This is a genomic window from Lysinibacillus sp. Bpr_S20 (assembly GCF_023337835.1).
In the GTDB taxonomy this organism is placed as follows: Bacteria; Bacillota; Bacilli; order Bacillales_A; family Planococcaceae; genus Lysinibacillus.
In genome coordinates this window covers 493,095-506,473 of sequence record NZ_JALNLQ010000001.1, presented here as the reverse complement: position 1 = coordinate 506,473, position 13,379 = coordinate 493,095, and the positions used below count along the sequence as shown (strand labels likewise).

Genomic DNA, 13,379 nt, shown 5'->3' with positions numbered 1-13,379 from the left:
CACCTACTCTATAACTTTTATCGTCTGATTCTCTGTGTCCATCGTTATAGTTCGACCTAGTGGCAGTGACATCGTTGGTAAACAGTGACCACAAGCTATGTCCTTGATGATAGGTTTATGGAGTGGACCTAAAATTTCTTGAAAAATAGTTTGTAGGGATAGGCTATGCTCTGGATGTTTTGGACTTTCAGGGCCGCAATTTGTCCATGCTCCTAATAAAATACCTGCCACATCATCTAGTTTGCCTGCTAATTTTAGCTGCGTAAGCATTCGATCAACGCGTTGCTCACTCTCGTCTACATCTTCTAAAAATAATATTTTGCCCTTTGTTTCAATTTCATAAGGTGTCCCAAGAGATGCGGTCACTAGTGTTAAGTTCCCACCAATAAGTTGCCCTGTCGCTTTTCCATCTACAAGCGTTGTCATTGTCCGTCCTGGTGGATTTTCAAGGCCGTAGTCTAAACGTTCTGTTGCCGTTACACTTTTAATAAAGGAATTCCAAGTATATGGATCCATCTCTGATCGAATAAATTCTGTAGAGGGCATTGGTGTATGATATGTGACAAAGCCACATTTTTGATTAAAAGCGATATGTAATGCCGTCACATCGCTATAGCCAGCAAATACTTTTGGGTTTGCCTTGATCATATCGAAATCCAGAAGCGGCAATATTTTCGTCGCTCCATAACCTCCACGTATACAGAAGATGCCGTCAATATTAGTGTCCCTAAACATTTGATTCACATCAGCGGCTCTTAGTTCATCAGAGCCTGCTAAGTAGCCATGTCTTGCCCTGCAAGTTTCCCCCGTAACAACCTTAAAACCTAGCTTTTCAATGCTTTTAACTGCTGGGAGAAATTTTTCAGGTGGTGTTGCACCCGAAGCACTAATAAGACCAATTGTGTCACCTTTTTTCAATGCCTTTGGAGAAATCATTTACGCACCTCCGTTTTTAGTGAAGTTCGGTATCTTTCCAATTCCTCTTCATTTGCCAATACAAAATGACCTTCCTCTATTTCGTAAAATGACGGTGGTTGAATATCATAGCGGTGCTGTGAAGGATCATAGATTTCTACGACTTTATCACGCTCCTTATAAGGATTCGGCTCAGGTACTGCCGACAATAATGCCCTTGTATAGGGGTGAACAGGATGAGCAAACAGCTTTTCTGTTTCCGCTAGCTCTACGATTTTACCTTTATAAATAACAGCCGTTCTGTCCGTAATAAATCGGACGACTGATAAGTCATGCGCAATGAATAAATACGTTAAATCATTTTGCTGCTGTAGCTTTGCTAATAAATTTAATACTTGTGCACGAATGGATACGTCTAATGCGGAAATTGGTTCATCCGCAATAATAAATTCTGGCTCCATTACTAGAGCACGTGCAATGCCGATACGCTGACGTTGCCCTCCTGAAAATTCATGTGGGAAGCGACTAGAAAACTCCGGTAGTAATCCTACATTTAATAGTGCATTTCGTACCTTTTGCTGACGCTCAGCCTCATTTTCAAAGTTTTTTGTATTAATAAGACCCTCTGAAATAATATAGTCTACTTTAGCGCGTTCATTTAATGATGCCATAGGATCTTGAAAAATCATTTGGATTTTCTGAGTGATTTCTCGATCCCACTCTCTCGATATTTTGCCATTTAGTTTCTTACCGTGATACAGAATTTGCCCTTCGGTCACTTCATTGATGCGCATAATCGCTCGACCAATTGTTGTTTTCCCAGAACCTGATTCACCTACTAAACCAAATGTTTCGCCTTTAAAAATATCGAAGCTAACATCATCAATAGCTGTAAATTTATGTTTGCCTTTACCAAAAACAACCTTTAAATTTTTAACTTCTACTAATACATCTCTATGATTCATGCGCGAATCGTCTCCCTTCCGCAAAAAAAGCTTGTAGTGCTTCAGGAGGCTCTACTTTTGGAGCGAGTGGATCTAATAGCCATGTACGAGCATAATGTGTGTCACTCACCTTAAAAAATGGAGGACGCTCGACAAAATCAATCTTTAACGCATATTGATTGCGAGGTGCAAAAGCATCTCCTTTAATCTCTTGAAAAAGATTTGGTGGAGTACCTTTGATAGAAAAAAGCTGCTCCCCTTTTGACCCTAGTTGCGGCAATGATGAAATAAGTGCCCAAGTGTAGGGATGCTTGCCATTAAAGAATATTTCATGTGTCTTACCCACTTCGATGACATCACCTGCATACATGACTGCAATACGATCGGCAACCTTCGCTACAACGCCTAAATCATGCGTTATATAAACGGTTGTGAGTCCATATTTTTGTTGAAGATTTTTTAAAAGCTGTAAAATTTGTGCTTGAATTGTTACATCTAATGCAGTTGTTGGTTCATCACAAATTAAAATTTGGGGCTTACATGCTAGCGCAATTGCGATGACGATTCGTTGACGCATGCCTCCGGAAAATTCGTGAGGGTATTGCTTATAGCGTTTTTCCACATCGTGAATACCTACATCTTTTAACAATTTTAAGGTTTCTTCGTATGCAGCTTTCCCCTTTAAACGTTGATGTAAATTCACGCATTCCTCAATTTGCTTACCAATCGTTTTAAGTGGATTTAATGATGTCATTGGATCTTGCGTAACCATGGCTATTTCTTTTCCTCGGATGCTTAGCCACTCCCGTTCGGTTTTAAACTGTGCTATATTGTGATGATTATAGATAATCTGTCCCTGATCAATGTAGCCATTTTTATCGAGCAAGCCCATGATTGACTTCATTAGAACGGATTTTCCTGAACCAGATTCGCCAACAATCGCCAGACTTTCACCTTTATATAAATCAAGAGAAATATTTCGAATAGCCGTTAGCACTCTACCACGAAGAGTAAATTTGATGACAAGGTTATGGATGGTTAAAATAGGCGATTTCGTTTGTGTCATTTCCATCAGGCCCCTTTATACGTGATTTTTCGGATCTGCTGCATCTGCGAATGAATTTCCTATTATATAAAATGCAATCGTTATGATGCTTAATACAATACTTGGAAAAATGAGCTGATATCTTAATTCTGGAGACATCATTAGAACGCGTCCTTCATTGATTAAATTCCCTAAAGACGGCTCACTAATCGGTAGTCCTAATCCAATGTATGTTAAAAAGACTTCTGAGCCTATTGCAAATGGGATAGCTAGACTCATTCGTAACATAATGACGGAAATGAGATAGGGTAATAGATTTTTCACTATAATTCGGTAATCAGGTGTTCCTAAACATTTTGAGGCTAAATTATATTCACGATCGCGTAAAATCACAATTTGATTGCGTATAAATCTCGCCATTTCTACCCAGCCCGTAATACACATGGCAATAATAATAGTTGAAATACTTGGCCGCAAAATATAGGACATTAAAATAAGCACGATTGTTGTCGGTATGTTATCAACGACGTTGTATAGCTGAGTGATGGGTACCTCTAATTTACGCGAAAACCCCCATATTGTACCGATTGTAATACCAACGATCGCCTCTACTATAGCAACGACACAGCCAATAAATAACGAAGTCCTTGTCCCTGCCCAAATACGTGACCATAAATCCTGCCCGATGGAATTTGTCCCAAACCAAAATTCAGCGTTTGGAGCAATATTACGTGCTTGAAGCCCTGTTTGCTCATCTAAATATATTTCAGTCGGTGATTTTTGCGCTGGTAAATACGGCTGTAAAATGGTGAAACCTATGATCATAAGCACACCCACTAATAAAAAGACCGCTATCCGATTTTTCAAAAAGGATTTCCATGTGGAACGCCAATAGGAATAATTAGAGTAGGCTGTTTCTTCAGCTTGGCGCTCATCTACTTCTGCAAACTCGAACAATGTTTCACGTGATCTGTCTGACATATTGTTTATTTCTTCTGAATACATTCCCATTAACGTACACTCTCCCCTTTCCCCAATTTAATGCGCGGATCGACCATGGCCATTGCAATATCACCTAAAATAAGTCCGATAATTCCAAGTGAAGAGAAAATAAGCACTAAGCCTTGTACAATCGCATTATCCTGCCGTTGGATAGCATCTACAAGCAAGCCTCCCATCCCAGGAATAGAATATAAGGATTCAATATAAATGGAGCCTATAATGGTATATAAAATGGTTGCAGGTAAATATTGCGCCATCGGAATAAAGGCATTTCGTAGTACATGTTTAAACATTAAAGTACGCTCTTTAACGCCTTTTGCTCTTGCTAGTTTGATATAATCCTTATTTAATTCATCTACCATATAACGGCGCATCCACATAGCATAGGAAGCAGTCGGCGCTAGCGCCATTGATATAAGTGGTAGAATCCAAGTAACAGGCCTATACTCATCAAAGAGCATTGGTAAATGGAAAATTTCCGTAATATACATTTGAATCACTAAATAATAAACAGCGGCTGGTACTGCAACTACAATGACAATATAGCCAGTTCCTAAACGGTCCAGCCAGCGCCCCTTCATCTGTGCCATCAATATTCCGAGTGGAACCCCTAGTAAAAGAGATAACGCAACTGCCCCTAAGCCAAATAGCAAAGAATACATGATTTTATCTGCAATAATCGTGACGACTGGTACATCTGTTCGATATGTAACGGATTTACCTAAATCACCTTGAAACAGATTCGCGTAAAAATTTCCTAATTGAACAAGTAACGGGTCACGTAAACCTAAATTCGTTAAATATATCTCCTGTTGAGCAGGTGACATCTTATCTGCAGCTGCTCCTAAATAACCCTCTTCAGGCATTAACCGTAGTAATGAAAAAACAATCGTAATAATAATAAACAGCGTTAAAACTGATTGTAATAAACGTTTACCTATATACCCCAGCATCACATCATCCTCCTTCTTCAGAAAGACTGAAGGAGATGCCGACTATTATTCGGTATCTCCTCGAATCAATTCAAGCCTTGGCGTAATTACGTTCGGATTTTAATTGTACTCAGGTCTGCACGAGAGCCGACACGATGTCGGTCATTTCGGTAATGCCATAGGACGTGGCGTTTTTACCGATGCATGTCAGTTAGCCGTTTTCGCAGAATACTTTTCAAAATCCATGACATCCGCCGGAGGTTTTATCTTCATTCAGTTGGTGAAATAGAAACCACACCTTAGAGTCTTCTGTATGAAGATAAATACTCAGCGCTTTTAGTTTTTTTATTTTGCTGCTTTAGCTAACGCATCGGCACGTTCTTGCTCCCACTTCGCTAAAGCTTCTTTAAACTCATCGTTACTCATTGGTTTATCTAAAACTCGCTGACCTTTAAATTTCTCTGCAGTCACACCAAATGGAGAGTATTGAGCTTCAAATGGATTTAATTTAGAGGCAACATAGCCGCTACCCCCTACCGAATAAGGAATGACAAATGCCTCATCAATTAAGAACGCTTCCGCTTTAGCAAACAGCTCGTAACGTTTTGCTGTATCGATCGTCGCTTTTGCTTCATCCACTAAGTTTTGATATTTTGATTTTCCATTTGCTTCTGTATAACCTTCAGCTAGCTCTGGTTTATTATAAGTACCGTCTGCAGTGAATGGATCCGTATATGTTGATGGATCAGCATAGTCTGGACCCCAGTTTGCTTCCATCAATGCAAATTTACCAGGTTTACGAACCTCTGATAAAAAGCCAGTAGATGGTCCTGCTTCTATGATAATGTCAACAAAATCAGTACCTAATAATTTTTCAAGCTGTTGTTCAACCACTTGTGAACGATTTGCCCAATCTGGCATACCAGAGTTATAAGGCATTAACACTTTTACTGGGAAAGTAACTTTTCCATCTAGCGCTTTTTTTGCTTTTTCCTTATATTCCAATGCCTTCTCCTTATTGAAGGAGTCGTTTTTTGAAAGATCAGCTAATGGTGCTAACTGTGTATAGTCAACCCCTTTAACATTGACAAAGTTTTTAGGTGTAATGGTGTTGCTCAGCAAATCTTTTGGGTTATAAGGTTCTAAAGTTACCATTGCAGATACCCGGTCGAGCGCATGGAACAATGATTTTCGGAAATCTTTATTATTAACCGCTTTCTTCCAATTGTCAGGCTCATATTCTGCATCAAATTGCGGGTTAAAGTTTAATGCATAGAAATACGTATAGAAGTTATTTTGTGTTTGACGTATTTGTGATTTTTTCTTGTCGTCTTTAAACCACTCATCGATAACAGAGGTCGGAATACTGGCTGTATCGACTTCTCCTCGTAAAAATAATTCTGGTTCTACGGTAGCCGCTTCTTTATTGTATTTATAACGAATACGATCAATTAGTACTTGGTCTTTATCCCAATACTTATCGTTTTTCACAAGTACACGCTCATTTTGCGGTTCAAATTTATCTAAAACAAAAGAACCGTTATAAAGGATATTTTCATGAGTTGTACCGAAACTATCACCTTTTTCCGCTAAAAACTTACCATTAACCGGGAAGAAGCAGACATAATTCAACATTGAAAGGAAATAAGGTGTTGGTGCTTCTAAAGTGTATTCTACTGTATGTTTATCGATTGCCTTTATACCAACCTTCGAAAAATCTGTCATATCTCCGTTATAGAATGCTTCCCCATTTTTTACGACCGTAGCAATCCACGCTGTTGAAGATTCATTTTTTGCATCAAGCACATAATGTAAGCCATCTACAAAGTCTTGAGCCTCAACATCCGCATACTCTTTCCCGTCATTTGTAACCCATTTTGCATCGTCACGCAGCTTGAACGTCCACACTGTGGCATCGTTATTTGACGACCAATCTTTAGCTAAGCTTGGTTGTACAACACCATACTTATCATACTCAATTAATCCATCAATTAAGTTCGCCGCTACAGCAAACTCATTGGTTTCAGAAGTCTTTAAATAATTTAGCGTTTTTATTTCTCCTGAATAGACAACGCGATACTCTGATTTTTTTTCACCTGAAGAGTCATCGCTGCAGGCTGCACAAAGCATTACAACAAGACACACGAAAAGCATCCAATACTTCTTCATAATTTGCATCCCCCTAGTAATCTTATTTACCTACATAAAGTGACAGTAAATATCCCGTTTTAAAAAATATAAGCGGGAAAATAACTGTCTAAAAAGCCCGAATGTTATTGTCAGTCATTAACCCCCTCAACTTGAAAATCCTATCCCAACTGCCTCCGTCATCCTAATTCGATCATTTTCAAATAACGGACCACCAGCAATAGGATCTTTCAAACATAAACTTGGTCCGTCCAAATCTACCATCGTGATATTTTTCTGCGATGCGGCAAAATGTGCGGCGGCACTTACACTAATTTTAGTCTCAAGCATACAACCAATCATGCATGGGATGTCATTTGCCTCCGCAATGTGGCAAATTTTTTGAGCTTGATAAATGCCTCCAGTTTTCATGAGCTTAATATTAATCATATCTGCAGCTCTTTTCTCGATAATTTCATAGGCATCTTTAACAGAGAAAACACTTTCATCCGCCAAAATATTTGTCAATGTATTAGCCGTCACGAATTGCATTCCTACTACATCATGGCAATGAACTGGTTGCTCAACCAATTCAACATTTGCACCTGCATCTTCAAGCGCGCCAATTATTTGTACTGCCTGTTTCGGTGTCCAGCCCTGATTCGCGTCAACTCGTAATGTTATGGCGTGTCCAACCGCATTACGAATAGCAACTACTCGCTCTACATCACCTACTGGATCTTTCCCCACCTTGATTTTTAAAATTTGAAAACCTCTTTGTACGGCAGCTAGACTATCCTTCACCATTTCTTCAGCATCATTTACACTTATCGTAATATCTGTTATTAATTCTTTCCGATAGCCCCCTAATAATTTATAGAGTGGTGTTTGATAGTGTTTCGCAAATAAATCATAAATCGCCATATCTACCGCAGCTTTAGCACTTGTATTTTGATAAATACTGCTGTCGATTCGCTCCATGATTTCTGTCAATTCTTCAATATCCATCCCGATAATGGCAGGCTTGATATACTCTTCTATTGCGCACGAAATAGATCCTAGAGTTTCGCCCGTAATGGCTGCAGTCGGTGCCGCTTCACCGATCCCTATTTGCCCATCATCCGTGTGAACATAAACGACAATATTGTGAATGCTATGCACGGTTCTCAGTGCTGTTTTAAACGGTGTTAGTAGCGGTGCCTTTACCTTCCCTACGACAATATTTTTAATTTTCATCCATTCACCTACCTTTACACTACTTATGTTAAGAACTGTAATATTCGAAGCACCTCATAAAAATCATCCGTTACGAATTCCACAGTATTATGTGGTTTAAACGTCGCATTCGGATAAAAAGAATTTCGATATGCTCGTGTATGATCCCGATAAATGATTTCCATTTCAAAGCTCTCAGGTAATGTCACTTGTAAATCTTCACGTGACACCTTCATCGAATCCTCGACAAGTCGTTTCGTTTCTTGAATCGTCAGCTGTGGACTTACACTAATGGTCGCATTTCCGATTCCTTCTTTTGTGGCAAATGTGATGATATTCTCATTGACCGATTGAATGTCCTCTGTTAACCCCACATCTCCACTGACAAACGAAACCGGAACACCATGTAAAGCAGCCGCGTACGTATTAATTAAAAATTCACTCGCGTACTCTCCATTAATTTTCACATCCGCAAAAACACAAAGCGTATGGGCTAAAGGATTACGCGCACTTCCTCCTTTACTGTGATAGCCAATAAAAATCGCTCTATCAAAACTATTATCAAGTCCCGCAACCATGCACATCGGGTCATACGTCCAACCACGAATGACCTTGCAATTGACCGGTAAATTAGAAATATCAAGATTACGTGCGGAATCATGAGCATCCTTCAATAAAATTTCTGTCGCTCCTCCAAGAATAGCCCCCTCTATAGCGGCTTCTACTTCCTTTGTCATTTGCTTTTGGAAAAACTGATAATCTGGCGAGTTTAGCTCCGTCTCACTCCAAGCGGTTGTGCCAGTAATCCCTTCAATATCTGCACTAATATAGACCTTCATAGAAATCGAAACTCCTTTACTTCATTGTTTTTTATCTTACCTTCCACAGCTCCATAGGTAGCTTCTTGTGCACCTACACGTCTTGCCCATGAAACATTATTAAAATCGTAATGCCACCATTCCTCTGCATAATTCGTAAACCCAGCTATCGTCATACAGTTATATAAAAGACGTCGATGCTCACATGCCTCCCTATTTTCCTCTGGATGCTGTTCAAAATAGCGTGTCGCAGATTTTTCACTTATTTCATCAAAGCCGGTACCAAGATCTAATGCATGACCGTTTACATCACCTAGTGTCATATCAATCGCTCCACCTGTTAAATGTGGTGCAAGATGAGCATGATCAATGCTTGGAAACGCAACATACTTGCGCGTTTCTTTGTCAATCTCTTGTTCGGTAAAATGAGGGAATCGTTGCTTCATTTGTATTGAAAAATGACTAAACAAGTACTGCTGCACCTGAAATGGTCTATAGCCATCATATAAAATAAAGCTATAATTATTAGGCAACAACAATAGTGCTTGTGTGAGTCGCTCATATGCACCCTCACGTAAATAAATTGCGCGTAAACTATTAGGAATTTTTTGCCGATAATAAATGGGCTCAATAAATATTCTAGGGTGATCTTCTCTGATTTGAATGAATGGCTCCCCATTTTCACGAACGGCTGGCGTTGACTCCTTCATCGAACGATTGTCTGGTTCAATGGGTTGAAAAACGGCGTACTGTATTGTCCACAACCCATTTCTAGGTTTCTGAAAAATATTTTTAGATAATTCAGTTTTTTAAGTGAATGTTAGCATACCTTAAAATCATTGACTAGATAAAAAAGGTAACATGACAAAATAACAGTTATTCTCTTCCGTTTAAACAAAATCAGTCAATTGTATTCCCCAAAAGTCGAAAAACCATGTTTTTTCACTTATTTAGGAATTTTATTCAAAGCTGCACTAGAAGATTACTAAATAAAACAAAAAACGACGAAAGGAATAAAAAAAACCTCCATTTTGAATAAACATTGCTCAAAATGGAGGTTAATTGTGACTGAAATTGAATTACCATCAGCCAATTTCCAACTAAATAATATTTTTTTATTATTTCACGCACTAAAATGATGATGTATCATTTACAGAGGAACGGATATGACATTGTATCATTAAGGCTAAACTAATAGTAATGTATGGTGACCCTAATAGATTCTGCTGGCAAATTGGAAATCACGAAGCCCCAGCTCCCTCAGTTGCTTCTTTATCAACTGTGCAATATGCTCGCTCTGTACTGTAACGATTACGAATATACCGTCCCGGAATTCTGGCGACATTCGTTCTAGTGTACTAGGCAAACTTACAGGAAGTCCATTGATGACACAGCCGACTTTTTGCTCGCTGTTATCCAAAAAACCTTTTACATTGTACCCCGCGTTCTGCAAGATTCTAGCTGTGCCTTCGCCGCTATATCCTGTAGGAAATACATAAATCATCTCTTTGTCCTCTTGACCGTACAACAATTCCAATGTCGTTTCTACAACCAGTGTACGGTACATACATAATCCGGTAAAAGGGCCATACACATCGATCAATTCAAATAAATAATAATTCCGCGGCAATTTTCCGACCAGTGAAAAAATGTCCATATTCTTTTCAATGATGTCAGCTAATTCATGTAACTCCCTTCTACAAAAGGTATCGCAACGCGTTGCGAATAAGCCAAGTAGAAAGTCAACACGCGAATAAATGAGATCGCGCCGGGCATCTTCATAATTCTTTTCATGAAGAAACCTCAGTAAATGCAAAGTTACGATGAGATGAGACTTGCTGTTTAAATATTCTTTCGTTGCCGTTACCGATCCGCTTGCTCTCGGTCGATAACAATAAAAAGGCTCATGCAGCAAAGCGAATGTATTGGCACAACATATTACTTTCGGAAACCATTCCTCATCCTCCGAATGGCATCCTTCGGGAAACGTAATGCGGTTAGCCAATAATATTTCTCTTTTTACAATCAATTTCCAAGAGGTGCATAACAGGTTAGGCAAACTGAGAAGGTATTCTGCCATTGAACTTGAACAACACCATTTAAAAACGTCTGGATCGGGAGCGACGTCGTTCGTAATGTACGCCCCTTTTTCCGGTACACAAACAAACCGCCCCATAAGCACATCAGGACTAGAACACTGTAATAAATCTTTGATTTGTAAAAATATCCCATGCACATAATAATCGTCGCTATCACAAAAATGGACATAGTTGCCTGTTGCTATCCGTAAACCTGCATTCCGCGCCCCCGCAGGAAGGCTATTCACATCCAGGTGAATTGTTTTGATATGTTGGTAACGTGCTGCATAGGCATCACAGATACGGCCACTATGATCCGTTGATGCATTATCGACTAATATAACTTCATAATCGATATCAACCTGATTTAAGATGCTTTGAAGGCATTCGTCCAAATACGATTCAACATTATATACAGGGATGATAACACTTAGAATCGGCATATATCCCTCTCCTTATGTGACAGCATAACATACAGTTTCACAAAATCCATCGCTGTAATGCCTCATAAATAGTTTATATTCTGGTACTAGCTGCTTTAAATACAAAGGTATTTGTACGATATCCAACGGTTTATGATACACGCATATAGCAAGTTTTGGTTTATATTCTCTTATCGTCCGCTCTGCCCCCTTGAGCGCTTCTAACTCTGCACCTTCTATGTCCATTTTGATAAACGTAACGGGCTCCCCCTTGAGCGCTTCATCAACAGATATAACAGGAATCTCAATATTCCCGTTGGCGCTTAACCCGCTGGCTACACTCCCCTGCGCATTGAAGAGGAGCTGATCTTTTTGACTCCACAGGCCGCACGGTATAAGCTCAATATTTTCCAATTGTGCAAACTTGTCAAGAAACTGTTTATGTTTAAGTTCCTCCGGTTCAAAAGCATAGATTCGCTTATACTTTCCTCCCGTTTGCTCAAGAAATATTTCTAGGGTGTCGCCGGTAAAAGCCCCTCCGTCAACAAAAACTTCTTCCTCAGACAATGCGATTATATCGGATTCGAAATACTGAGGAGCCTCGCTTTTCAAAGGAATCAGATGTTCGCGGTTCCCAGTAATACAATAATTGATTCGTTCATAAAAAACATGCTTGGACTGTTCATCTGCAAGCATGTTGTAAACGGTGTTAAAATCAGTGCTATTCATACTCACTACCGCAAAGTAATTCCGGAATATTAAATAAAAAGCAATGTCTGATGCGACAATATGTTCAATCAGGTTGTGGTGCAATTCATTTTCTTTTAATTGAACAGATATTTCTTCACTGTATTGATATGATGTAATAAGAATAAAACTATCACTATACTTTGTCTTTAGATCATCAAAGCTTATGACAGGAACCCCCTCTATTTGAGTTCCCCGCTTTCTTGAATCATTATCGCAAAAGAGAAGCCTGTCGGTTATATGACGAGCCCTGAAATATTTCAGGTATTCAACCCCGATCTCGCCAGCACCAAATAAAACAATAGAAATACTTTCGGATTTTTTTAGAAGTTCAGCGCATTTATCGATAATCAGCTCTAAGTAATTAGGTTTATTTTTAAGCAAATCCAACGAAATTTCGTTTACCATTCACATCTCCAATTCCCCTTCGATAATATCCAGTTTATTCAAATCAAAAAGAAAATATTCTAAAAGCGCTTAGTCCAACTAGGGTTCGTTGTTGTTTCTGCCACGTTTCATCGACTACCGTATTCTTCAAGTACCGCTGGAAATTTGGAGGCTTAATTCCTCTTCGTTTATTTGTATCAGAACCAAACGCTGTACCATTAAACATCGCAATAATTTCATTGAACAAGATCATCGACATGTAATACATCGATTTTTGGAGTAAGCAAGGGTTCAAACTATTCGTCATTGTTTCATGTACGAAAAAAGGATTGAAACGATTCATACCTTATATAAACAAAGCTAAAATCTGAGCTCAGATTTTAGCTTGTCGACATACGACGAATTGCACATTATATTCTAAATCGTATAAATTTTCATAAAGATAATTTAAGGATATTTAAACTTTCCACCAGAACCTCATACCAGCATATTTATCGACATATTGTATTTAATATCGGAAAAAGAGGAGGTAATCAGATAATCTGTATACTTTAAAACTCTCCCTTTTCTAATATAGCTTTTCTATGAGATATGGCATTATTCGACAGACAATAAGTGGCATGGTCACCACTCAAACCTGTCCCCCGTATCATTCCAAAAATAAAAACAAGTCGCAATTTTTTGTGTTCCTCAGGACTTATGACCACATTCAAACTTTTGGAGTTTTCATTGTCATGCATTTAAAGA

Annotated in this window: 11 protein-coding genes; all 11 read right to left on the bottom strand. The window is 38.9% G+C overall.

The annotated features are described in order from the left end of the window. Window positions 1–3 precede the first annotated feature (3 nt). The 11 genes from MWJ95_RS02445 to MWJ95_RS02395 all read right to left on the bottom strand — a co-directional run bounded on the left by MWJ95_RS02445 (window position 4) and on the right by MWJ95_RS02395 (window position 12,653). Window positions 4–936: a S66 peptidase family protein gene (locus MWJ95_RS02445; RefSeq protein ID WP_249072026.1), complete on the bottom strand. Its 933-nt coding sequence runs from the start codon at window positions 934–936 to the stop codon at window positions 4–6. Next, on the bottom strand, window positions 933–1,880 hold the full coding sequence (locus tag MWJ95_RS02440; RefSeq protein ID WP_249072024.1) for an ATP-binding cassette domain-containing protein: 948 nt from the start codon (window positions 1,878–1,880) through the stop codon (window positions 933–935). Before MWJ95_RS02440 ends, MWJ95_RS02445 begins: the two co-directional genes overlap by 4 nt. Beyond that, window positions 1,870–2,925 (bottom strand): ABC transporter ATP-binding protein, encoded by a 1,056-nt coding sequence (locus MWJ95_RS02435; protein WP_249072021.1) that lies wholly within the window; start codon window positions 2,923–2,925, stop codon window positions 1,870–1,872. The genes MWJ95_RS02440 and MWJ95_RS02435 overlap by 11 nt, the downstream gene beginning before the upstream one ends. Window positions 2,926–2,940: 15 nt before the next feature. Continuing rightward, a complete protein-coding gene (locus tag MWJ95_RS02430; protein ID WP_249103991.1) occupies window positions 2,941–3,915 on the bottom strand; it encodes an ABC transporter permease in 975 nt (324 codons plus the stop codon). Further along, window positions 3,915–4,859 (bottom strand): ABC transporter permease, encoded by a 945-nt coding sequence (locus tag MWJ95_RS02425; RefSeq protein ID WP_249103989.1) that lies wholly within the window; start codon window positions 4,857–4,859, stop codon window positions 3,915–3,917. The genes MWJ95_RS02430 and MWJ95_RS02425 overlap by 1 nt, the downstream gene beginning before the upstream one ends. A gap of 324 nt (window positions 4,860–5,183) precedes the next feature. Beyond that, complete coding sequence (locus MWJ95_RS02420; protein WP_249103987.1) at window positions 5,184–7,007, bottom strand: peptide ABC transporter substrate-binding protein; 1,824 nt, start codon at window positions 7,005–7,007, stop codon at window positions 5,184–5,186. A gap of 126 nt (window positions 7,008–7,133) precedes the next feature. Continuing rightward, window positions 7,134–8,201, bottom strand: a complete 1,068-nt coding sequence (locus MWJ95_RS02415; protein ID WP_249103985.1) for a dipeptide epimerase — start codon at window positions 8,199–8,201, stop codon at window positions 7,134–7,136. Window positions 8,202–8,224: 23 nt separating this feature from the next. After that, window positions 8,225–9,019: a M55 family metallopeptidase gene (locus tag MWJ95_RS02410; RefSeq protein WP_249103982.1), complete on the bottom strand. Its 795-nt coding sequence runs from the start codon at window positions 9,017–9,019 to the stop codon at window positions 8,225–8,227. Then, on the bottom strand, window positions 9,016–9,762 hold the full coding sequence (locus MWJ95_RS02405; protein ID WP_249072010.1) for a M15 family metallopeptidase: 747 nt from the start codon (window positions 9,760–9,762) through the stop codon (window positions 9,016–9,018). Before MWJ95_RS02405 ends, MWJ95_RS02410 begins: the two co-directional genes overlap by 4 nt. A 449-nt stretch (window positions 9,763–10,211) precedes the next feature. Beyond that, window positions 10,212–11,519 (bottom strand): glycosyltransferase family 2 protein, encoded by a 1,308-nt coding sequence (locus MWJ95_RS02400; protein ID WP_249103981.1) that lies wholly within the window; start codon window positions 11,517–11,519, stop codon window positions 10,212–10,214. 12 nt (window positions 11,520–11,531) lie between these two features. Beyond that, entirely contained in the window at window positions 11,532–12,653 is a 1,122-nt protein-coding gene (locus MWJ95_RS02395; RefSeq protein WP_249072006.1) for an FkbM family methyltransferase, read from the bottom strand. Between the last annotated feature and the right edge of the window lie 726 nt (window positions 12,654–13,379).